The organism is Nonlabens antarcticus, assembly GCF_015356755.1.
Taxonomy (GTDB): Bacteria; Bacteroidota; Bacteroidia; order Flavobacteriales; family Flavobacteriaceae; genus Nonlabens; species Nonlabens antarcticus.
In genome coordinates, this window is the sequence record NZ_JADFCO010000065.1 from 611,971 (window position 1) to 634,970 (window position 23,000).

The window sequence follows — 23,000 nt, forward strand, 5'->3', positions numbered from 1 at the left end:
ACAATATATAAAATATCAGTTCAAGTAAATGTCTCCGTTGATGGCTTCAACCTTGAATACATATTTTGTAGTACTTTTATTTTGTTTAATCGATAGAGTTCCATTTCTGGAAGAGCCATCAAACATATAACTTTTAAGTGCCGTCGCAGCTACATCAGCATTAACACTTATAACGGTGACATCGCCAGACAGTTTCTTGAAAATCGCATCTCCTGTGTGAATGTTAAGAATAAGACGCTTATAGTCACCACTTATTTTTACATTGCTGTTAACTAGATTAAGAAACAGATTTTTATTCTCAGGCAATACTAGAATAGCTCTAGTATCCGTGATTTTATGAGCACTTAATTTATCCTGTGGAAATGTAAAAACGGGATTTTTGGGATCCGTAACAAACAAAGTATCGTTAGCAACTTTCGTATTTAACAATAATGCCTTACTATATTCCCCTGATTGCTTCTCATCACTAACATAGAAGCCTTTCTCCTTAGTAGTAGAAATTTCTAATTCTACAAAATGTTCTAATTCTATAAAAACAGTTGTAAAGTTCTCGTTGCGTGATTCAGTGTGAGTATATACAGAATCCTTATTCTGTGCTTGACAGAATAAGGATCCGCATAAAAAGAATGTCAGAAAATATATGTTTATAATCTTTTGATATGCCACGACATCACTAATCCTGCATATTCTTTGCCTCAATACTCAAAGTTGCATGAGGAACGAGTTCTAAACGCTCTTTTGCAATAAGTTTACCAGTAACTCTACAAACCCCATAAGACTTATTTTCAATGCGTATTAGAGCATTTTTCAAATCACGGATAAATTTCTCTTGACGTATGGCAAGAGCTGCATTTGCCTCTTTGCTCATAACAGCACTTCCTTCATCAAAAGCTTTAAATTGTGGAGCAGTATCTTCCGTACCATTGTCAGCATCGTTTGTAAAGGCACTTTTGATCAATTCATATTGCTCTGTAGCCTCTTCAATCTTACTTTTAACGATTTGCTTAAAGTGCGCAAGGTCCTTTTCATTATACCTTATTTTTTCATCTGCAGATGTACTCATAGTTGGATTTTTTTAATACGGATAACCGTTCTTATTTCGTCAAAATCAATTTCCGTACCGTTAACTAATTCATTTTTAATTTCAATGGCATTTGCAAGGGTTTCATCCTTCACATATTGCTCATTGCTTGCAATGGCTTCATCAATCTGCTCATGGGATTTGATTTCTACCATAATGCGATCTGTAACCTCAAGTCCAGAATCCTTTCTAATGTTCTGGATTCTATTGACCAGTTCTCTTGCTATTCCTTCTTTTTTCAATTCTGGGGTGATGGAAACGTCCAGCGCCACTGTTATTCCAGACTGATTTGCAACAAGCCAGCCTTCAATATCCTTAGAGCTAATTTCTACATCAGCAAGGTCCAATGTAATTTGTTTTCCATCAATCTCGATTGATTTCTCACCTGTTTTTTCTAACAATGCAATGTCTTCTTGTTGAAAACTATTGATCATTCCCGCTACCAGCTTCATATCCTTCCCAAATCGCGGTCCCAAAGCCTTGAAGTTAGGTTTGATCTCTTTAACGAGGATTCCACTGGCATCGCCTATGAGCTCAACTTCTTTTACATTTACCTCACTTTTTATGAGGTCTGCAATGGCTTCAATCTGCTTTCTGTCACGTTCATCAAGTACAGGAATCATAATGCGCTGCAATGGCTGACGCACCTTTATAGATTCTTTTTTTCTCAGTGATAATGTCAGACTGGAAATTGTCTGCGCCTTGTGCATTTTTTCCTCCAGCTCTGGATTGATAGCACTTTCATCACACTTAGGGAATAGTGACAAGTGCACGCTTTCACTGGCAGTTGACTCACAAACCGTGGTTAGATCACGGTACAATTGATCCATGAAAAACGGAGCGATAGGAGCGCCCAGTTGAGCGACAGTCTTCAAACAAGTATATAATGTCTGATACGCAGCAATTTTATCTTGCTGATAATCACCTTTCCAGAAACGTCTTCTACACAAACGTACGTACCAATTGCTCAGGTTCTCCGTCACAAAAGTGGTAATAGCTCTGGCAGCCTTGGTAGGCTCATAATCTTCATAAAAAGACGTCGTATCCTTGATTAAAGTATTCAATTCTGATAGCACCCAGCGATCGATTTCTGGCCGTTCTTCTAATGGTATTTCGCTTTCGCGAAAGCGGAATGCATCCACATTCGCATACAAAGCGAAGAAGCTGTAGGTATTATAAAGTGTGCCGAAAAACTTGCGCTGGACTTCTGTAATGCCGTCGACGTCAAATTTTAGGTTATCCCAAGGGTTTGCATTGCTGACCATATACCAGCGCGTCGCATCTGCACCATATTTGCCTAGTGTCTCGAATGGGTCTGCAGCATTGCCCAATCTCTTAGACATTTTCTGTCCGTTTTTGTCTAAAACCAGACCGTTTGAAACCACATTTTTGTAGGCGATATCATCACTGATCATGGTAGCAATCGCGTGCAGTGTGTAAAACCAACCTCTGGTCTGATCCACACCTTCTGCAATAAAATCAGCCTTGCGCAACTGGTTTTCTACTACTTCTTTATTCTCAAACGGGTAGTGCCATTGAGAGTATGGCATGGAACCAGAATCAAACCACACATCGATCAGGTCTGCTTCTCTGGTCAGTTTTTCACCACTATCTCCTACAAGATAAATAGCATCGACTACGTTTTTATGCAAGTCTACCAGGTCATAATTCTGCTCGCTCATGTCGCCAGATTTGAAACCGGCAAACGGATTCTCCATCATAAAGCCAGCATCGACAGATTTCTCAATTTCCGTCATCAATTCTTCTATGGAACCTATAAATTTTTCCTCGGTTCCAGTTTCATTTCTCCAGATGGGCAATGGAATTCCCCAGAATCTGGAACGTGAAAGGTTCCAGTCATTTGCATTTGCTAGCCAGTTGCCAAAACGTCCCTCACCAGTAGATTTAGGTTTCCAGTTGATCTGTTTGTTCAACTCATGCATGCGATCCTTAAACTCGGTCACTTTAATGAACCAACTATCCAGCGGATAATATAAAATAGGCTTATCAGTCCTCCAACAATGCGGATAACTGTGCACGTATTTCTCAACATTAAAGGCGCGATTATCTTCCTTAAGCTTGATCGCGATATCTACATCCACAGAACGTTCTGGCGCCTCACCTTCTGCGAAATATTCATTCTTCACATACTTTCCACCTATCTCTGGCAACTCATCACGGAATTTTCCTTGAAGGTTGACTAACGGTACTGGGTTCTGATTTTCATCGAGGACAAGCATCGGCGGGATCGGTGGGTTTGCCTGTTTAGAAACCAGCGCATCATCTGCTCCAAAAGTGGGTGCAGTATGCACGATTCCTGTTCCATCCTCAGTAGTTACAAAATCACCAGCGATAATGCGGTAGGCATCTTGCGCGTTTTCAAACGGTGTAGCATATGTGAGCAATTGCTCATAGCGCATGTTTATAAGCTCGCTTCCCTTACAGCTTCCTAATATTGAATAAGGGGTTTTTTTGTCAGAAATTTGGTAGGATTGTTTCGCTTCCGCGAAAGCGGATTCCTCCTCCATATTCTGATATTTCTTTCCGAATTGCGAGCCTACTAATTTCTCTGCAAGAATTACCTGCATGGGCTCACCAGTGTATTGGTTGAAGGTATCAACCAGAACATAATCAATCTTGTTTCCCACCGTCAACGCGGTGTTTGAAGGCAACGTCCAAGGTGTCGTCGTCCAGGCAAGGAAAAAAACTTCGCCGTTGGTTTCAAACGGTAATTTCGATGGGTCGACAACCTTAAATTGAGCTGTAACCGTGGTATCCGTAACATCTTGATAAGTTCCGGGCTGGTTCAACTCATGCGAACTCAAACCCGTTCCCGCAGCAGGAGAATAAGGCTGGATTGTGTAGCCTTTGTAGATCAAATTCTTAGAATAGATCTCTTTCAACAACCACCATACAGACTCCATATATTTAGACTTGTAGGTAATGTATGGATCTTCCATATCTACCCAGTAGCCCATGTCGTCAGTGAGCTGACTCCAGATGTCAGTGTATTTGAGGACGGCCTTTTTACATTCTTCGTTGTATTCTTCAACGCTAATTTTAGTTCCTATATCTTCTTTAGAAATCCCCAGTGCTTTCTCCACACCCAGTTCCACGGGAAGTCCATGGGTGTCCCAGCCCGCCTTGCGATTGACCTGGTAGCCTTGTTGAGTTTTGAATCGGCAAAAAAGATCTTTGATGGTGCGCCCCATCACGTGATGGATTCCGGGAAGACCGTTAGCAGATGGTGGACCTTCAAAGAAAATAAAGGGATCATTTCCCTCACGAGTCGTCATCGACTTATTAAAAATGTCGTTTTCCTTCCAAAATGTTCTGATGCGCTCATCAACTTCTGGTAGGTTCAACCCTTTGTATTCCTTGAATTTAGTACTCATTCTGCTACTGTTTTAAGGCTGGCAAAAGTACGGAAAAAAGAGAAGTCTTTTCATTCCAAAGAGCATACTTAAGTCTGTCCTTTGGAATAGGGAATCTATAAAACTCTAACTCCAGATATTATGTATAAAATGTATATTTGGTATATAAAACTCGCAAGATGAAAAAGAACATAGATATAGATGAAAGGGTTTTGTTTAAACTCAAAATACTATCAGCTTTTGAGGATATGAGCGTCAAGGCTTTGATGGAAAAAGCGGTTTCTTTTTATGTAGAACATAAAGAAAAAGAGAAGTTTGATCGATTATCTCAAGAGGAAAAGGAAGATGTAGGATTGCTCGCTCTTATGATGGAAACAGAGAACGACGAGTATGTTAGCCGAGAAGAGGTAATGGACTTTTTGGATAGCTAATGAAAGTAACCTTTAGAAAATCGTTTTTTAAAGACGTAAAAAAGCATTCAGATAAAAAGCTGAAGAAAACAATCAAGTCTAAGATCATAGAGTTGGAAAATTCTTACGATCTATCTGCAATTTCCAATATTATCAAGTTGAAGAACCATGATACCGCATATCGAACGAGAATTGGTAAATATCGGTTAGGCTTTTATCATACAGATGGCGTAGTGGATCTGGCTAGATTTGTAAAAAGGGAAGACATCTATGATATTTTTCCATAATCGGAGGTAAAACTTTGCGATGACCTTTTCCAAAAGGTGGACTTAAGTCCACCCTTTGGAACAAGAAAAGGCATATCTTTCTTTTATGTCACGAAATAACCTACAACTTTACTATCATCTGGTGTTTGTCTGTAAACAAAGACAAAAATTTGTTGTTGCTCATATGGAGAATGGACTCTACAATTTTCTATGGAACAAGGTTGAGGCATTAAATCAAATACCACTAGCGATTAATGGAATGCCAGATCACGTCCATGTACTATTGAAAATGAATGCCAAGGATAACATTGCCAAACTTGTAAAAGATCTTAAAGGCTCGAGCTCAATATTTATGAAAGATATGAGTGATCAATTTAAATGGTCTAGAGGTTACGGAGCTTTTACGGTCAGTAAAAAGGATGTGGATATGATCGCAAACTATATCAAGAATCAGAAATCACATCATCAAAAAGGTACTGTCGACATAGATCTGGAAGAAATGTCATAGCCACTTTCCTAAGGGTAGAATTAATTCTACCCTTAGGAAAGCTTTGAAACTACTGTCGTTGTTTTGAAATTTCTTTTTAAAATTCAACCGCTGCGCTATTCCCACTGCAACTGCATCCGCTTAATTCTATCCGCCAGCTTCTCACTACTTAACTTTTCCCGTAACCGATCCGTAATAATAGGAAAGGAAAAAGGTGTCGGTTTTTCACAAGCCTTCCAGACGATCTTTTGGGTTTGAATACGCTCCAATGCATCAAACAATCGATATTCTTCTATTGCTTGTTCAAAGGTTTCGGTATAAGCCTGGCGGAACAATAGATTCTCTGGTTCATTATCGCGGAAGACCTCGAACAACAATTGGCTGCTGTTTTGAAGATGTTTGGTTTTGATCAATTTATTGGGGTAGCCGGTAAAGACCAGGCCAGAAATGACCGCAATATCACGGAATTTCCTCCGCGCCATTTCTGTAGCATTCATGCTGGAGAGTAGATCCTGTGATAGCATTTCTGGAGTCAGTAAGTTATTATCCAGAATCTCCTGCATATCAAATTCCTGATCACTCAAAAGTTCAAATCCGTAGTCATTAAACGCTAGCGAAAAGGTAATCGGTTTCAATAAACTAATCCTGTAGGCAATCACGCCTGCCATGGCTTCATGGACGAAGCGGCCTTCAAACGGATAAAAAACCGCATGATATCCTTCTCTGGTTTTAAAGGTCTCAATCAAAAACTGACTTTGCAGCGGCACAATACTTTCTCGTTGCTGGCGGATGATTATCTCCCGCAACGCTTTAACTTCTGGAGTGCGTTTTTTACCGGTCTGAAAATTCTCCATTTCTTCTCGCAGCAATTCGCCCAGTTGGGCACTTAACGGCAACTTGCTTCCCTGCCAGTTTGAAACCCGAGCCCTTTTTTTAGAGGAAAGTCTGACCTGTGCTTCCATGCCTTTTAAGCGGACGAATTCCAACGTCCGTCCCCCCAAAACAAAAACATCTCCTCGAGTCAATTTACTGACAAAATATTCTTCAATAGAACCTATATACCCACCTGTAACAAACTTAACGGTAATAGTTGTTGCCGTTACAATAGTTCCCATTTGAAGGCGGTGACGCATGGCAATCATCCGGTCTGTAATCACATATTTCCCATCTTCCTCAACGGTTACCCGCTTATATTCATCATAGGATTGAAGCGACGAGCTACCATGAACAATCAATCGCAGGCACCAGTCCCATTCATCATCTGTAATGCTGGAATAACAAAAGGTATTCTTGATTTCAGGATAGATTTCTGCAGGATAGAAACCGCCAGAGACTGCCAGTGTGCATAAGTATTGAATCAACACATCAAAACACAGAATATAGGGCAGGCGATCTTCCACCGCCTGAGTGGAAACTGCTTTTTGAAGAGCGCTTGCCTCAATTAATTCAAGGGCATGTGTCGGTAAAAAATGAATCACGCTTGTCTCGCCAGGGCGATGTCCAGATCGTCCAGCGCGCTGTAGAAATCGAGCAACACCTTTGGGTCCACCCACCTGAATTATGGTTTCCACAGGAGCAAAGTCAACTCCTAAATCGAGGGATGAGGTACAAACACAAGCTCTGAGACTTTCATTTCTAATCGCATTTTCCACCCAATTGCGGGTTTCTTTGTTGATCGAACCATGATGCATGGCAACCTCACCGGCAAGCTCAGGAAAATTAGTCATCAAACCCTGAAACCAAAGTTCACATTGCGCTCGTGTATTGGTAAAAATGAGCGTAGACCTACTGTTGTTAATAATTTCCACCACTTCTTTCATCAAATGCAGTCCCAAATGCCCGCGCCACGGGAATTTGTCCATGGATTTTGGAATTATCGACTTGACTTCAATGTCTTTTTTCAAATTTGCTTTGATGAGTACGCTTTCGCGAAAGCGATGTTCATTGACACCCAGTAAAACCTGTCTAGCCTGCTCTAAATTACCAATAGTCGCGCTTATTCCCCATACCCTAAGATCTTTACTCAATCCTAGTAAGCGAGAAATACCCAACTCCATTTGAACGCCGCGTTTTGTTCCCAATAACTCGTGCCACTCGTCAATCACGATAGCGTTGAGGTTGCTAAAGAATTTTTGATGGTCTTTTGAACCCAGCAGCAAATGCAGGCTTTCCGGAGTTGTAATTAACAGATCTGGCATGTTTTTCATCTGTGCGGCCCGCTCTTTAGTGGGTGTATCGCCGGACCTTATTCCAACCGTAAATGGTAAACCGATGCCGTCCACAAACCGCTGCGAGGTCTGTTCAATTTCGTTAGAAAGTGATCGCAGCGGCGTAATCCAGATTGCTTTCAGCCCTTTCTTAGGCTTCTTTTTATAATCTGGATTATTCTTAATATAATTAAGAACAATAGCAACCCATAACGCATAGGTTTTCCCGCTTCCCGTGGGCGCATTAAGTAAACCATGTTTACCTGCCAAAAAAGCATCCCAAGTCTGCCGTTGAAACGGAAAAGCCGTCCAGCCTTGTTGCTGGAAAAAATCTTCTGCGATATGGTAGAGTTCTTTTTTGTTCAAGGATTTAATTGCGTTTAAAATCTGCTCTGTAATATTTGATAGCTTCTGAATTTCCCCAAAGGATATTAATCATTTTATCTTTCTGTTCAAGAAGTCTTCCTTTGGCCACAAAAACAGGAAATCTCTTGAAGATGCTGTCTTTCTCTATTTTAAATGTTCCTTGTTTATTGTCATCCGTATTGAATGTATTATCGTCATTGAACATGATATAACTTCCAGACTCTGATGGCATATTTGTAAGCCACTTTCCTAGAAGTTTCTCCTTATCAAAGTCTTGTGAGATTTTGGAATAGTCGATAGTGCTTATTTCCTTTTTTGATGCACAGGAACTCAAGATGCAGCAAAACGCTATCAATAAAAATAGATTTTTCATAAACGATTAATTATTTGAAATTTATCAATTATATCAAGATAATATATTTAAAGAAAACCCCCTTCCGTAGGGATTAATGCTTTTAGATCATCCAGCGTATTTGCTTCTTCAATGGGTTTGTCGGTTCGCCAGCGTACGATTCGCGGGAATCTTGTTGCCACGCCAGATTTATGTCTTTTACTGGGTGCGATTCCTTCAAAAGCAATCTCAAAAACGTGATGCGGCGTCACAGATCGTACCGGCCCAAAGCGCTCCAATGTATTTCGTTTGATCCATGCATCCACTTTTCTAAATTCCACATCGGTTAGTCCGGAGTACGCTTTCGCGAAAGTGACCAATTCGCCATCCTGCCATAATCCAAAGGTATAGTCTGTATATAAATTAGCCCTTCTACCATGACCACGCATGGCATAAGTCAACACCGCATCCACAGAAAATGGATCTACTTTCCATTTCCACCAATCGCCTTTTTTCCGACCTACTAAATATGGGCTGTCCTTGCGTTTCAACATCAAACCCTCTGACTTGCGTTCGGTACTTTTTGAGCGTTCTTTTGCAACTTCTTCCCAAGAATCAAAATGCATGGTTTCTGACAGCATTAATGGAACTGATGATGTCGCATCTGTAGTTGTATCATCTTTATCGCTTACCACATGCCGGATAGAACCATTATTACTAGTATCCTCAATGCCGGTTTGATCTTTTAACTCTTCAAACGGAGTTCCATCCTGAACAGCTCTCACTAGTTGCTCTAGCAATTTTCTTCTCTCGATGAATGGCGTATCTCTCAAATCTTTTCCTTCCCACTCTAATAAATCGTAAGCAACCACTACCACAGGAACGTCTGACAGTAATTTTTTACCCACTGTTTTTCTGCCGATTCTTGTTTGCAGATCATTGAAGTTTAATATCTCCCCATTTTTATAAGGAAGAATCTCTCCATCAATGACAGTTCCATTGGGAATCACTTCGAGAAATTTTTGAAACTCTGGATATTTATCGGTTACCAGTTCTTCTCCGCGTGACCAGACAAATAATTCGCCTGCCCTAATAATGGTTTGGGATCTTATGCCATCCCATTTATGTTCTGCACTCCATTCGTTTACATCTCCCAAATCCTTGACTTCACCTTCCACCGCATAGGCCAGATAGAACGGATAAGGTTTGCCGCGCATGGCGACCTCGTTATCTTCAAAAACCAACTCCTGAAATGTCGTATTCTCTCCCGTCCAGCTTCCCATCAATTTATGGGCAAGCACATCTTGATCTATTCCCGTTGATGCGGCAAGTGCTCTAGTCATCAATTTTTGGGAAACTCCAATACGGAAACCGCCGGTCATTATTTTATTGAAAACGAATCTTTCGTAATAGTTGAGTTTCAGCCAGTTTTCCTGCAGGTATTCTTTCTTTTCTTCGTCCGTTTTTTTGCGGAGTAGGATCAATTCGTGAATTATTTGAGATAAGGATTTTTCTGAAGGTTCGCTGGTGGTAGGTAGAATCAACGCAATTGTTTCTGCAAGATCTCCTACAATATGATAGGACTCCTCAAACAACCACATGGGAATACCGCTGATTTCTGTCGCCCATTCTCTCATCAACGTTGTGTTGACAGGTCTTTTGGGTCTGCGGTGTGAAAGGATAGCAATCGTCCATAGCTTATCATCTTCTGGCGCTGCGTTAAAGTATTCGGTAAGCGCAGCTACCTTTAATGTGGTTTTGTTCGTGCCGTCAATGGTTCGTATGAGTTCTGCAAATTGCCTCATGATGAACTCGGATTTGAAGTTGAAGATGAATTCGTTCTTGAATCAGATTTAGTATTATCTGTATTGTTCTCAACTGCGCTGGAACGTCTATTAGTCTTATCGTCCCCTTTTAATTCAAGAGTTTTGTTATCATTTTCAGGAACGTTCAGAGTAGGGTGTTCATCCAGATGCTTAAAGATTAGATTATCACTAATAAAATGATTTTCTATTCTACTGGAAGCATTAGTATTGCCGCTAGAACTTAATGTTTTGTGATTGTTCACTTCCTTATTCTCTACAAACTCATGCAGTTTTTTTGATCCATCAAAGAAGAAAGTTAAGTTCTCTTCCTCTAGATTATCGTCGTTGTCTTTTATAATTCCCATTAGTTTCTTATTTACCTCACCCCAGCCCTTTCCGGCGGAGAGGGAGTTTATTTTGCATTAATTCAAGATTGTTGATTTATAAAACATTTGTTTTTATTCAACTATTTCTACCCATTACCAGCTATTGACTATTTTTTCTCTAACCTCTAACCTCTAACAGCTATTTCTCAATTTTATCAGACTTTGTTTCGGTTTCCGTCTCACCTTCCGATTCATTCTCATTCAAGTTCTCACCCTCGTATTGGGTACGCTCGCTGATGGCATTCAGGCCTTTTTCTTCCCGCAGGTATCTGGCAAATATTTCTTGGTAACCGTGCGTGGTAATCACATTCTCACAACCGGTAGCCTCAATACTTTCCAACAATCCATCCCAATCGCAATGGTCAGAAAGAACAAAACCCTTGTCAATAGCCCGTCTGCGGCGTGCGCCTCTGAAGGTCATCCAGCCGCTGGCGCTAGCCGTTGCGTATGGCACAAACTTGCGCATCCATGCACTGCCGTGTGCGCTGGGCGGTGCAATTACTATATTCCCTTTGAGCTCTTCTTTGGGAGTGTCTTTAGTGACAAGATATGTAGGCGGGAAGTCAATCAATTCCCGCAGGACTTCCGTCATTTTAAAAACCGCACCATGACAATAGATTTTCATCTGGGATGTATCCAGGTGTTTGATCAGTCGCTGTGCTTTTCCTAAGGAATAAGCAAACAATATCGAGGTTTTGCCCTCGGCATGATTTTGTGCGCACCATTCGTTGACGTCGTGCATGACTTCGTTTTGTGGCCTCCATTTAAATGCCGGCAATCCAAAGGTGCATTCTGTTATAAAAGTGTCACATTTTATGGGCTCGTAGGGTGTTGAGATACCGTCATCCTCGGTTTTATAATCTCCGGTGAATACCCAGATTTCATCTTTATGTTCTACTCTTATCTGGCAGGAACCCGGAATGTGTCCCGCTGGATGAAAGGAAAACTTGACATTGTTGATGAGTAGGCTTTCGCCATGAGCGACACCAGAAACATTAATATCCCCCAAACGATGGGAAATGATAGGTACATTGTCGTGGTGGGTGATGTAATTTTTATGACCCCAACGGCTGTGATCTGCGTGTCCATGCGTGATAAGCGCTTTGTCAACGGGCTTCCAGGGATCGAGATAAACTTTAGCTGGAGGGCAATAAATGCCTTTATCCGTGAATTTTAATAGAGGTGTGGTCATTGCTTAAAATTACCAAGCAAGTAGGGAAGTAGCCACCCATTTAAGAGAAGTTTATTAGGAAAGGGAGTCAGTTTCTACAACGTCTGAATCAGGCAATTCACCTTTAAGTTCATCAATCAATTCTTTCATTTGAAGATCCCTGATGTAAACCTCGTTGAGCTGTCCTATAAAGTTGTCAAGGGCTAAGGTTACTGCATTGTAAAGCTGCTGGTGTTCAGCCGCTGTTTTTGAACTATGTTGTAAAAAGGATTGGTATACTTTAATTTTAGTTTGAAGTACTAAAAGTCGGGAACGAATAGGTTGATTGTTTAGTTCTAGTGGAATACTGGTGCGCATATCACTAGTGATGGACGCCATTTGTTCTGTGGCACTCACGCTATGGTCATAGTTTTCAAGTGCTGTTTCTAACCTGGTATATTCTACCCAGTCACTTGCAGCAGCTTTTGCGTCGCCTACAAGTACCATTTTAGTAGATGCGAAATTTATCTCGGCAAGATTAATAGGATCTCGAGTATCGTCTTGTTTTTCCTGCTCATTGCAAGAAATCAAAATAAAACCGATTACTATAAAAATGAAATTTCTCATAAAATCTAAACCATATCAAAACTACATAAAAAAAGCATCGCCATTAACGGCGATGCTTTAATCAATAGAACATGAAGTTCTATTTCTGCTTCATTTCTTCATTATACTCTTCACGAGCATCTCTCAAACGTTCTTCATAGGTCATGTTCTTGTCGATATCATTGATTTCCTCAAGATATTCTTCAATAGCATCTTCTTTATTATCTATGTATTGCTCACGAGCTTTTGCGATTTGTTCTGATAAATTAATGTACGCATCATTGATGTCTTCAAGGTTTTTCTTGGTTCTCTTTTCATCAACGTCAGTGTCTAGAACATCTTCCTCATAATTGGTAATTCTAGCATCTATTTTATCAATAGCTCGTCTTACCCTGCGCACATTGAGGTATTCAGGAAGCGTATTTCTCAGCTCGTTAAAATCTGTTCTTAATTTTTGAGCAGATGTCATTCTAGCATCTGGCTTAGCACTGGTCAACATTTTAATGTCATCATTTACATTATTGTAAATCATCCATCCTTTTACATTGTTTGCTTTACCGTCCTTAACTTCTACAGCTTCAGCAAAATCTTGTTGCATTTTAGAAACCTCCGGTTGGGTATAATCGGTTTTGGCCATATCTGTGTTATCGGCAGGCTCGTCCATATCCATTTCCGTTACCATTGCGTTGTCGTCCGTTAAGTCGTCATCTGTTTTATCATCGTTCTTACAAGCGATAAGTGCTGTTGCAGCAAATGCTGCGATAATTAGATTCTTTTTCATGATTTTATTTTTTTGATTCATTGGATGGTCAAATTTATAGACTTCCAACTTTGTTAAATCTATAATTTATTATAAATGATAGTTAACAATTGTTATCGTTTCTGTAATGAATTAAGTTAAATTCTTGAAAGTGATTGATTGTCCTGACTTTTCTGCTTTCGCGAAAGCGGACTTAACCACAGTTATCTGCATCACAATGCTGCTGTCTATGCTAAAAACCTCTTGTATCTTTGTCACCAAACGATATTTTTTATGCCTACTAAAATTCTCGTCATAGGTGCCTGTGGCCAAATAGGAACAGAACTCACTATGCGACTGCGTGAAATTCATGGAAATGATCATGTCATTGCTGGCGATATACGCGAGGGAAATGAAATGTTGATGAAATCTGGTCCTTTTGAGATTATGGATGCGATGGATGCTGATAAGGTGGAAAACATCTGTCTTCATTATGAAGTGGAAGAAGTGTACTTGATGGCAGCGATGTTGAGCGCCACTGGAGAGAAATTTCCAGATAAGGCATGGAAACTCAATATGAATTCGCTTTTTAATGTCCTTGATCTCGCTAAGGAAGGTAAAATAAACAAGATTTTCTGGCCGTCCAGTATTGCCGTTTTTGGTCCTACAACGCCTAAAACGAATACACCGCAGCATACCATCATGGAACCTAGTACCGTTTATGGAATTAGCAAGCAAACTGGCGAACGCTGGTGTGAGTATTACCATGAGAAATATGGAGTGGATGTACGCAGCATACGTTATCCCGGTCTTATTTCATGGCAAACGTTGCCTGGTGGTGGAACCACAGATTATGCGATCGATATTTTCCATCAAGCACTAGAAAATAACAGTTATACCAGCTTTCTTTCTGAAAATACCGCTCTGCCTATGATGTATATGGAGGATGCTTTACGGGCCACTCTAGAAATTATGGATGCACCAGCAGACCAGGTTAAAGTAAGATCTTCCTATAACTTGAGCGGGATGAGTTTTACTCCTGCAGAACTTGCAAACCAGATTAAAAAGCATCTGCCTGATTTTTCAATTAATTATGAGCCAGACTCCCGTCAGCAAATTGCCGACAGCTGGCCTAGTTCCATTGAGGATACGGCTGCCCGAGAAGACTGGAAATGGACCGCGAGATATGATCTCGAGAAAGTTGTCGTAGAAATGCTAGAACATCTAAAATAGAACAAGCCGTCTACAGAGTCATATTATTATATTTGCAACTCAATTAAAATAGAATTATGTCATTTTCATCATTATTTGAATCTGGGGAAAGCTCCAAAAATAAAAGTCATTTTGCCACGATCGTTGCGTTAGCACAATCTTCTGGAATTAAAGAAGAAGAAACAGTACAATTGTTACGTTTCAAGCAAGTTCTAGATATTTCTGATTCTGATTATGTTGAGATAATGAAGGATCCACATTCTTATCCAGTAACGCCTCCTAACACTAGTGAGGAGCGCATGCAGTGGTTGCACGATTTGTTTAAAATTGTTTTTGTAGATCATCAAATGGATGAGCCAGAGCACAAGTTGCTTAGAAAATATGCAACTGCACTAGGTTACAATGATGCAGATGCGGAATACCTGGTAAAACGTTCCATAGAGATATTTAACGGAACATTGAATCTAGAAGATTACAGATATTTGCTCAATAAAAACAGATAGTTAATTTTATGTGAGCAAAAGCTCTAAAGTAAAAAACCGAAAATCCATTTACAAATGGATTTTCGGTTTTTTTAATGATTTATTCCTGAGGGAGAAAGCTTTGAATTATTGCACGCTTTGTCTCAAGTTTCTATTCATGATTTTTGTTTGCGGCTGTTATAAACTCCTCAGCCTTTTCAACCATTCTTATACTCCCACAAATAAAGGGCACACGTTGATGAAGTTCTGTAGGTTTGAGATCCATGATGCGAGTATGACCATCACTTGCTTTACCACCAGCTTGCTCGACGATAAAAGCCATGGGATTGCATTCATAAAGTAATCTTAGTTTTCCGGTAGCTGCCTTGGAGCTTTTGGGGTACATATAAATACCACCCTTGATCATATTGCGGTGCAGGTCACTTACCAGACTTCCTATATAACGACTGGTGTATGGACGATCACCTTCTTCTTCCTGACAGTATTTGATGTAATCTTTAATTCCTTGAGGGAAGTGCACATAGTTTCCTTCATTAACGCTATAAATGCGTCCTTCCTCAGGAAATTTCATGTTAGGATGTGATAGGTAATAAGTTCCCAGTGCGGGATTGAGTGTAAAACCATTAACACCGTGACCCGTGGTATAAACCAGCATCGTAGAGGTTCCATAAACAATATATCCTGCGGCAACTTGTAAATTTCCCGGTTGCAGAAAATCTTCTGAAGTAACAGGGGTTCCCGTAGGAGTTACTCGTCGGTAAATAGAGAAAATGGTACCTACAGATACATTCACATCTATATTAGAACTTCCATCCAGTGGATCAATTAGGACCACGTATTTATTTTTATGATCGCCATGACTTCCTGCGATTGTAATAAAGTCTTCATTTTCCTCACTAGCAATGCCGCATACAATTTCGCGGTTGGTTAGGGTTTGAATAAACACATTATTAGCAAAAACATCCAGTTTTTGTTGATCTTCTCCTTGAGTATTAATAGCGCCTACACTACCAGTAATATCTACCAGTCCGGCTTTATTGACCTCATGGTTCACCATTTTGGCAGCTAATCGTATGGAATTGATAAGTCTGGAAAGCTCGCCGCTGCTGTAGGCAAATTCAGTTTGATTCTCAATTATAAATTCGCCTAGAGATTGATTGATGCGTGCCATGAAAGATTTTGTAGGGAACAAAGATATATTTAAGGAACCACTATATCGTTATCGTGACTGACTTTTTGCCATTAGATAATGACATCCTTCCTTTTTTGACTTTTCTTTGTTCTCATGATTAACATACGCCCAGCTACAGAAAAAGATTACCCTCGAGTTCTGGAATTGATTCAAGAGCTTGCCACATTTGAAAAGGAGCCAGATGCCGTTGAGGTAACGGTTGAAGAACTTCAAAAACATGCCTTTTCAAAACCGCCGTTATTCACCTGTTTCATAGGTGAATATGATGATAAGATTGAAGGCATTGCATTATGTTACCCTCGATTTTCTACCTGGAAAGGTAAATCTATCCATTTAGAGGATTTAATAGTTACCCATAAAATGCGAGGAAAAGGTCTAGGCAAAGCCTTGTACAATCGCGTACTTGAATTTGCGCATGCTCAAAATGTTCGTCGTGTGGAATGGGTTGTTTTAGACTGGAATAAAGGAGCCATTGATTTTTATAAAAGTAGTGGCGCGACAATTATCCCGGGATGGCATTTAGTACAAATGGATGGAGTATCACTGGCTCAATATTTGGAAAAATGAGAATATATAAATTTGGAGGAGCGTCTGTAAAAGATGCCGTTGGTATACGCAACGTGGGGAAAGTTCTAAAAACCATGGGGACAGACCGTTTGGGAATTGTGATATCTGCCATGGGTAAAACAACTAACGCATTAGAGATTATAATAGCAAGTTATAAATCAAATGATAGTGTTTACCTCAAGCAAATCGACGTTTTGTATGAAGCACACCTTGCAATTATTGAAGATCTCAAAAAGCCGTCAGAAGGTATAGATGATGAAAGTTTAGTTCGCTTTCGCGAAAGCGGAATTGACAAGGATCTCAAAGCCATTATTGAATCCCTCAAGGGCGAATTATTGCGTAATAAAAGTAGGAACTACAGTTTTCTCTACGATCAGGTTGTCAGTCATGGTGAATTAATGTCCACTAGGATTGTCACTGCTTTTCTCAAAGCTTGCGGCATTCCAGTAAAGTGGAAAGATGCACGCCAGTTGATCAGGACAGATAATAAATATCGAGATGCAACAGTCGATTGGGAGCAAACAGAAAAGCAAATTTTAGAGCAATGCAGCGACGAGCTTTTTATCACTCAAGGTTTTATAGGGTCGGACGAGAATGGTTTTACAACCACACTGGGAAGGGAAGGAAGTGATTATACGGCAGCTATTCTTGCGTATTGTTTGGACGCTGCTGAAGTCACCATCTGGAAAGATGTTCCCGGAGTTTTAAACGCAGATCCACGAGTGTTTAAGAATACAGTTTTACTAGAAAAAATCCCATACGATGAGGCCATCGAGCTTGCATTTTATGGAGCCTCTGTAATTCATCCAAAAACACTGCAACCACTGCAACGCAAAGGCATACCGCTTAACGTGAAGTCTTTTTTGAACCCTAAAAGTGTAGGTTCTGTAATTACCTCCAGTAAACATTTAGTACCTACCACGCCTTGTTTTATTGTACGCAAAAACATGGTTTTTTTGAGAATATCTTCTCGAGACTTTAGTTTTATAGGGGAAAGCAATATATCAGATATTTTTCATGAACTAAGTGAGAACAAGATGCAGGTAGGGCTATTGCAAAATAGTGCTATTAGTTTCTCATTATGTATCGAGGATAAGTATGGGCGTATTTCTACATTACTGAAAGGACTAGAAAAAAAATTCAAAGTGAGTCATGTGACGGGAGTTTCTCTTTTTACAGTACGCCATTACGATGGTGATACTATTGAAGATATGGAGCATGGGAAAAATGTATTGTTGAAACAGAGAGCTCAAGATACATTGCAATTAGTAGTGCAGGATTAGTCATTGATTGAAGTGTTATATTTGTTAGAATAGGTAGATAGAATTTATGAGTCTTGTAAGTGCAGATGAGGTAGCAAAAGCGATCAATATTGAGAAATACGGTTTACTAGGAAAGTTTGGAGGCTGGACGCTTATGAAGCTTTTACGCATATCCACGCTCAATAAAATCTACGATAGAAATAAGGATAAGCAGGGAGGCTTATTTTTAGATGGTGTGCTGGAGGATCTTCAAATACAGTTTAAAATTCCTGAGGATGACTTGCGGCGCATACCTAAAACTGGTGGTTTTATTACTATTTCAAATCATCCACTAGGTGGTGTGGACGGTATTTTATTATTGAAACTACTGGTTGATAGAAGACCAGACTTTAAAATAATTGCAAATTTTCTACTGCATCGCATTGAGCCTTTAAAGCCATATATTCTACCTGTAAATCCGTTTGAGGAGCATAAGGATGCCCAATCTTCAAAATCAGGATTTATGCAGGCAATGCGCCATTTGAAGAATGATTTGCCATTGGGGATATTTCCTGCTGGAGAGGTCTCTACTTACCGCGATGGGAAGCTTGTGGTGGATAAACCATGGGAACCATCTGCCATGAAATTGATACAACGGGCTGAAGTACCGGTAATACCTATTTATTTTCATGCAAAAAACAGCAGGCTATTCTACTGGCTTGCAAAGGTTTCTGACACCTTCCGTACCGCAAAGTTACCTTCTGAAACTCTGACGCAGAAACGCAGAACTATCATCGTACGTGTAGGAAATGCCATTCCTGTAGCTAAACAAAAAGAGCATACGACTTTAGAGGATTTTACTGATTTCTTGAGGAGAAAGACTTACATGCTTTCTAAGGCTTATGATAAAGAATCAGTGAAGCTCATGGATATACCTAAGAATATTAAACTGCCTAAGGCTCCACCCCAGAAAATAATCAAGACCGGTGATTCTAAGGCGATGATTCTTGAGGTAAAGAAATTGCGGGAAAATGAAAAGCGACTGCTCATATCTAAGAATTATGAAGTTTTCTTGGCAAAATCTGAAAATATACCTCAAATACTTAGGGAACTAGGAAGGCTTAGAGAAATTACGTTTAGACAGATAGGAGAAGGAACTAATAAGTCTATTGACCTAGATGAATTTGATGAATATTACCATCAAATGTTTTTGTGGGATAATGAAGCAAATAGGATTGCCGGTGCTTATCGTATGGGAATGGGAGAAGAGATCTTTAAAGAGCACGGGATTGAAGGTTTTTACTTGAATGAGTTGTTTAACATTGACGTAGATGCTTATAAAATGATGAGTGAATCTATAGAAATGGGTCGCGCGTTCATCATCCCAGAATATCAGCAAAAACCAATGCCGCTATTCCTTCTATGGAAAGGTATTGTTCATTGCACGTTAAGATTTCCAAATTACAAATACCTAATAGGTGGTGTGAGTATCAGTAATAAATTTTCCAACTTCTCAAAATCACTGATGATTGAGTTCATGAAGTCTAATTACTACGATCCCTATCTCGCACAATTCATAAAGGCAAAAAAGGAATTTAAAGTTAAACTAGAAGATGCTGACAAGGACTTCATCTTTGACGCATCAGAAGCAGATCTTAATAAATTTGACAAGCTTATCGATGAACTAGAGCCTAACGAGTTGAGATTGCCGGTATTGATCAAAAAATATGTAAAGCAAAATGCTAAGGTTATTGCATTCAATGTAGACCCATTATTCAACGACGCGATCGATGGATTAATGTACATTAGAATTGCAGACCTTCCTGAAAGTACCGTCAAACCGGTAATGGAAGAATTTCAAGCCGAAATGGAAGAGAAGTATTTCAAGAATAACGGTGAGGAAAAAGAACCCGAAAAGGAATAATAATTAGTATGAGAGCAATATTAGTATTCTTAAGTCTCTTTTTAAGTCTTACATCGCTATCTCAGGATTTTAAGATCTCAGGGAAAATTGTAGATGCTTCATCTGGCGAACCTTTAACTGGTGTAGCCGTTTATATTTCTGGAACTTCTACAGGTGTTGTTTCTGACCTAGATGGTAAATATAGTATTACTTATTCCCCAGAATTCAACGCGCCATTGGTATTCGCTTATTTGGGCTACGAGAAAATCGAGATTCTAGACCCCAAAAATGTCAATTTGAGTCTCATCAAGATGTCAGAACAAACTAATAATCTCGATGCGATCGTTATTGACCCTGATCCATGGGATAGAGCAACAAAGGAGGCTCTTTTCCTCAAGTATTTTGTAGGCATTAGATCGCTGGAAGATTGTAAAATTCTCAATCTAAAAGATGTGCGTTTGAGGTTCAATACCAAAACCAAACAATTAACAGCTGTATCAAATAACCCGATCTTGTTAACGAATGATTATTTAGGCTATTCAATTTCTTACGATCTATCAGAATTTGAAATTAATTTTAGATTTTTAAAAAATAATACTGGATTAGAAAAGACCTTTCTAATTGAACATCGACCAGACCGGTATGTAGCTGAAAACTCTTTTGTAGCGGGAACATCATTTTATCAAGAACTCGATTCAAAAAGACCAAGTGAACGGCGAAGAAATAGACGACGTGAAAAGGCGTATGAATTGGCTCAGCTTAAATTATACAGATCTATAATCCATGAAACGATGACGGACGATAAGTTTGATTTACATTTCAACGGCTTCCGTGTCAATCCCGAAGATCATATAAGAGTACGCGCGGAGGCAGATGTATTCAAGTTAACTTTTAGGAATCTGAAATACTCTATAAAGGATCGCGACGATAATCAAACAGATCTCTATTTAACGAGCCACATTATTTACATTGATAAATATGGCAACAATCTTTCTCCTAGAGATATAATGCTTTCTGGTTACATTCCGCAACTAGGTATAGGTGGGATGTTGCCTCTCAATTACAACTAGTAGGATAGTAGTGAACAAAAAAACCGCCGATAGGCGGTTTTCTATTTGGTAGAGAAAGGTTTAAAACCAAGGTTTTTTACCTACTTGATACATCTCGTAAAATTCTTCATCAGACTTAGTGAGGTAAATAATTCCTTCTATCAAACCTATGATAAATGGTATGTAAATGGTGATCATTCCTACCACGATACACATTAAAGGAATGGAAACGAGAAAAATGGATAATAGAATAATCCCTTCTTTGTTATATCCTAAAATGAATTTGTGAATACCAAAACCGCCTAAAAAGATCCCTAAAAGTCCAGCAAGCAATTTCTTGTTTTCCTGCCCGTTGACCATGTCATTAAAGCCTTGTTTAAAATCTCTAGCACTGTTTTGAGCCTCTTTTTTTGTGTTATCAAAGCCTTCATTTTTTTCTGTGCTGTCGTATCCTTCTGTACTCATGTTGTTTGTATTTTAGATTGGTGCTTAAAAATAGACTTATTTTTATTTAACGACTCCATTTTTTAGATGTGTATTCTCATATCTATTTATATTAAGAATAATGCTGATTGATTTATGTGCTCAAAAATATAGGATTATGTTCCTATTAAGTACTACTTAATAAAGCGTTTGAATTTAAGACTTTAACTTAGCAATTATTTTATCAGCTATGGTTTCTGCAAGTTTCAATTTAGATTCTACCGTCCAGCCCGCCACATGAGGACTTAGGATTACATTATCCATGGTAAGAAGTTTTTTGAAAGCTGGCGGAATCTCGCTTTCGCGGAAAATAGATTCAAATGACGTTTTTTCATATTCTAAAACATCAAGTCCGGCGCCTAGAATAGTGCCATTCTCCATGGCAACAACGAGATCTTCTGTAACCACAGCACTGCCGCGAGCTGTATTTATCAAATAGAATGGGTTGTTGAAACTGGCAATGAAATCCCTGTTTATCATTCGCGTGGTTTGCGGTGTTTGAGGCGTGTGTAAACTCAATATTTCTGATCTGGATTGCAACTCTGACAAAGAAACCTGGCTTGCATTTTCATCTCCCACATTTTCCTTAATGTCGTAACAAAGTACTGTGCAATCAAAACCCTTTAGTTTTTTTGCAAATGCTTTGCCCATATTGCCATAACCTATAATTCCTACAGTTCTTCCATCAAGCTCGATACCGCGGTTACCTTCTCGATCCCAGTTGCCTTCCCGTACCTCACGATCTGCTTTATTTAATTTATTGAAGAGGGAGAGAAGCATTCCCAAAGCATGCTCTGCAACAGCATTGCGATTGCCTTCTGGTGCGTTGAAACATTCAATCTGCATTTTCTGCGCAGTATCAAGGTCGATGTTTTCTAATCCTGCACCTATGCGACCTATACATTTAAGATTTTTCCCGTACGATAGAAATTCTGCATCAATGGGAAACCGGCTGCGCACAATCAGACCATCGTATTCAGCTAGTTTGTGTGCGATTTCTTGTTTTGTAGATGTATAGTCGTGGTGATTTTCAAAACCAGCGGCAGCCAGTTTATCTTCTAATATTTTGTGATTGCTATCTAGGTGTAGGATCTTCATGATTCCAAAGGTAAAAATTACTACATCAAATAAATCGATTCTTTAGTAATCGATATCGTTTAATTCCTGCTCAAAATCATGTTGTAAATCTTCATGTAAGGTAGAAACCCGCACCTTGATAAGAACAATCTGACGTTGAACGATATCTTTGACGGCTTTTAGATTCAATAATTTGGGATGCGTTTCCTGTAAACTGCGACAAAAATGAATCAGTAAAGCCACTTCTGTTTCCTTGCTGCCAGAATAGCGCACGAACTTTTTAGTTTCCTTCAATATCCGGCGGATTCCTTTCTTTGCATAATAACCGTTACTCGAGTTTATTTCTAGTAACTTTTGATCAATGGTGGATTTAATATTAGCCACATAATCTTCTTCATGATGCGATTCAAAAAGCAGGTAGGATAATAATTCTTTATTTTCTTTTTTGAATCTGGAAAGTCTCAATACGATCTCACGCAACTCACTTTCTGTACGATCCTTGAGTTCGTCTCGCAATTCCTTTGCTGTTGCTGCTTTCATACTGTGAAGATAATGGGAAATCTGCTCTGACGCTACATCATTTGTA

The 23,000-nt window shown here is 39.4% G+C and carries 24 protein-coding genes; 9 read left to right on the top strand and 15 right to left on the bottom strand.

The annotated features are described in order from the left end of the window. Positions 1 to 15 precede the first annotated feature (15 nt). From IQ282_RS10910 to ileS, 3 genes are read right to left on the bottom strand one after another with little or no spacing between them, the layout of a single operon-like run. Complete coding sequence (locus IQ282_RS10910; protein ID WP_194851883.1) at positions 16 to 699, bottom strand: DUF4097 family beta strand repeat-containing protein; 684 nt, start codon at positions 697 to 699, stop codon at positions 16 to 18. Further along, entirely contained in the window at positions 674 to 1,063 is a 390-nt protein-coding gene (locus IQ282_RS10915; RefSeq protein ID WP_194851884.1) for a TraR/DksA family transcriptional regulator, read from the bottom strand. The genes IQ282_RS10910 and IQ282_RS10915 overlap by 26 nt, the downstream gene beginning before the upstream one ends. Further along, on the bottom strand, positions 1,060 to 4,476 hold the full coding sequence (gene ileS / locus IQ282_RS10920) for an isoleucine--tRNA ligase (RefSeq protein WP_194851885.1): 3,417 nt from the start codon (positions 4,474 to 4,476) through the stop codon (positions 1,060 to 1,062). Before ileS ends, IQ282_RS10915 begins: the two co-directional genes overlap by 4 nt. A gap of 158 nt (positions 4,477 to 4,634) precedes the next feature. On the opposite strand from ileS, the gene IQ282_RS10925 reads away from it, so the two are divergent. The 3 genes from IQ282_RS10925 to tnpA all read left to right on the top strand — a co-directional run bounded on the left by IQ282_RS10925 (position 4,635) and on the right by tnpA (position 5,639). Beyond that, positions 4,635 to 4,886: a hypothetical protein gene (locus IQ282_RS10925; protein ID WP_194851886.1), complete on the top strand. Its 252-nt coding sequence runs from the start codon at positions 4,635 to 4,637 to the stop codon at positions 4,884 to 4,886. Then, positions 4,886 to 5,152, top strand: a complete 267-nt coding sequence (locus tag IQ282_RS10930) for a plasmid stabilization protein (protein ID WP_194851887.1) — start codon at positions 4,886 to 4,888, stop codon at positions 5,150 to 5,152. Before IQ282_RS10925 ends, IQ282_RS10930 begins: the two co-directional genes overlap by 1 nt. An 85-nt stretch (positions 5,153 to 5,237) precedes the next feature. Next, positions 5,238 to 5,639 carry an IS200/IS605 family transposase gene (gene tnpA / locus IQ282_RS10935; protein ID WP_194851888.1) on the top strand — a complete coding sequence of 134 codons (402 nt, stop codon included), beginning with the start codon at positions 5,238 to 5,240 and terminating at the stop codon, positions 5,637 to 5,639. 95 nt (positions 5,640 to 5,734) lie between these two features. Here tnpA and IQ282_RS10940 read toward each other — a convergent pair whose 3' ends face one another. From IQ282_RS10940 to IQ282_RS15045, 8 genes are all read right to left on the bottom strand, one after another. Further along, entirely contained in the window at positions 5,735 to 8,191 is a 2,457-nt protein-coding gene (locus IQ282_RS10940) for a ligase-associated DNA damage response DEXH box helicase (RefSeq protein WP_194851889.1), read from the bottom strand. 4 nt (positions 8,192 to 8,195) lie between these two features. Further along, complete coding sequence (locus tag IQ282_RS10945) at positions 8,196 to 8,564, bottom strand: hypothetical protein (protein WP_194851890.1); 369 nt, start codon at positions 8,562 to 8,564, stop codon at positions 8,196 to 8,198. A gap of 47 nt (positions 8,565 to 8,611) precedes the next feature. Next, on the bottom strand, positions 8,612 to 10,327 hold the full coding sequence (locus IQ282_RS10950; RefSeq protein ID WP_194851891.1) for an ATP-dependent DNA ligase: 1,716 nt from the start codon (positions 10,325 to 10,327) through the stop codon (positions 8,612 to 8,614). Beyond that, positions 10,324 to 10,692, bottom strand: coding sequence for a hypothetical protein (locus IQ282_RS10955; protein ID WP_194851892.1), 369 nt, complete (start codon positions 10,690 to 10,692; stop codon positions 10,324 to 10,326). The genes IQ282_RS10950 and IQ282_RS10955 overlap by 4 nt, the downstream gene beginning before the upstream one ends. Positions 10,693 to 10,852: 160 nt before the next feature. Beyond that, positions 10,853 to 11,905, bottom strand: coding sequence for a ligase-associated DNA damage response exonuclease (locus tag IQ282_RS10960; protein ID WP_194851893.1), 1,053 nt, complete (start codon positions 11,903 to 11,905; stop codon positions 10,853 to 10,855). 54 nt (positions 11,906 to 11,959) lie between these two features. After that, entirely contained in the window at positions 11,960 to 12,490 is a 531-nt protein-coding gene (locus IQ282_RS10965) for a hypothetical protein (RefSeq protein WP_194851894.1), read from the bottom strand. A 79-nt stretch (positions 12,491 to 12,569) separates the two neighbouring features. Continuing rightward, positions 12,570 to 13,250, bottom strand: a complete 681-nt coding sequence (locus IQ282_RS10970) for a hypothetical protein (protein ID WP_194851895.1) — start codon at positions 13,248 to 13,250, stop codon at positions 12,570 to 12,572. Positions 13,251 to 13,361: 111 nt separating this feature from the next. Beyond that, positions 13,362 to 13,487: a hypothetical protein gene (locus IQ282_RS15045; protein WP_262893094.1), complete on the bottom strand. Its 126-nt coding sequence runs from the start codon at positions 13,485 to 13,487 to the stop codon at positions 13,362 to 13,364. Positions 13,488 to 13,502: 15 nt separating this feature from the next. On the opposite strand from IQ282_RS15045, the gene IQ282_RS10975 reads away from it, so the two are divergent. Together IQ282_RS10975 and IQ282_RS10980 are read left to right on the top strand one after the other, a co-directional pair. Continuing rightward, complete coding sequence (locus IQ282_RS10975; protein WP_194851896.1) at positions 13,503 to 14,441, top strand: NAD-dependent epimerase/dehydratase family protein; 939 nt, start codon at positions 13,503 to 13,505, stop codon at positions 14,439 to 14,441. Between the two features lie 56 nt (positions 14,442 to 14,497). Continuing rightward, the gene (locus tag IQ282_RS10980) at positions 14,498 to 14,923 is read left to right on the top strand and encodes a tellurite resistance TerB family protein (RefSeq protein ID WP_194851897.1); all 426 of its coding nucleotides are present in this window, start codon (positions 14,498 to 14,500) and stop codon (positions 14,921 to 14,923) included. Between the two features lie 130 nt (positions 14,924 to 15,053). Here IQ282_RS10980 and fbp read toward each other — a convergent pair whose 3' ends face one another. Then, complete coding sequence (gene fbp / locus IQ282_RS10985; protein ID WP_194851898.1) at positions 15,054 to 16,073, bottom strand: class 1 fructose-bisphosphatase; 1,020 nt, start codon at positions 16,071 to 16,073, stop codon at positions 15,054 to 15,056. Positions 16,074 to 16,187: 114 nt separating this feature from the next. Here fbp and IQ282_RS10990 point away from each other — a divergent pair, with 114 nt between their 5' ends. From IQ282_RS10990 to IQ282_RS11005, 4 genes are read left to right on the top strand one after another with little or no spacing between them, the layout of a single operon-like run. Next, positions 16,188 to 16,661: a GNAT family N-acetyltransferase gene (locus tag IQ282_RS10990; protein ID WP_194851899.1), complete on the top strand. Its 474-nt coding sequence runs from the start codon at positions 16,188 to 16,190 to the stop codon at positions 16,659 to 16,661. After that, complete coding sequence (locus IQ282_RS10995; protein ID WP_194851900.1) at positions 16,658 to 17,944, top strand: aspartate kinase; 1,287 nt, start codon at positions 16,658 to 16,660, stop codon at positions 17,942 to 17,944. The genes IQ282_RS10990 and IQ282_RS10995 overlap by 4 nt, the downstream gene beginning before the upstream one ends. A 46-nt stretch (positions 17,945 to 17,990) precedes the next feature. Beyond that, positions 17,991 to 19,826 (top strand): GNAT family N-acyltransferase, encoded by a 1,836-nt coding sequence (locus IQ282_RS11000; RefSeq protein WP_194851901.1) that lies wholly within the window; start codon positions 17,991 to 17,993, stop codon positions 19,824 to 19,826. 8 nt (positions 19,827 to 19,834) lie between these two features. Continuing rightward, positions 19,835 to 20,875, top strand: coding sequence for a carboxypeptidase-like regulatory domain-containing protein (locus tag IQ282_RS11005; protein WP_194851902.1), 1,041 nt, complete (start codon positions 19,835 to 19,837; stop codon positions 20,873 to 20,875). Between the two features lie 60 nt (positions 20,876 to 20,935). On the opposite strand, the gene IQ282_RS11010 is transcribed toward IQ282_RS11005, so the two are convergent. From IQ282_RS11010 to IQ282_RS11020, 3 genes are all read right to left on the bottom strand, one after another. Beyond that, positions 20,936 to 21,319: a TM2 domain-containing protein gene (locus IQ282_RS11010; protein ID WP_194851903.1), complete on the bottom strand. Its 384-nt coding sequence runs from the start codon at positions 21,317 to 21,319 to the stop codon at positions 20,936 to 20,938. A gap of 174 nt (positions 21,320 to 21,493) precedes the next feature. After that, positions 21,494 to 22,435, bottom strand: a complete 942-nt coding sequence (locus IQ282_RS11015) for a 2-hydroxyacid dehydrogenase (RefSeq protein WP_194851904.1) — start codon at positions 22,433 to 22,435, stop codon at positions 21,494 to 21,496. A 42-nt stretch (positions 22,436 to 22,477) separates the two neighbouring features. Next, entirely contained in the window at positions 22,478 to 22,954 is a 477-nt protein-coding gene (locus tag IQ282_RS11020; RefSeq protein ID WP_194851905.1) for a hypothetical protein, read from the bottom strand. Between the last annotated feature and the right edge of the window lie 46 nt (positions 22,955 to 23,000).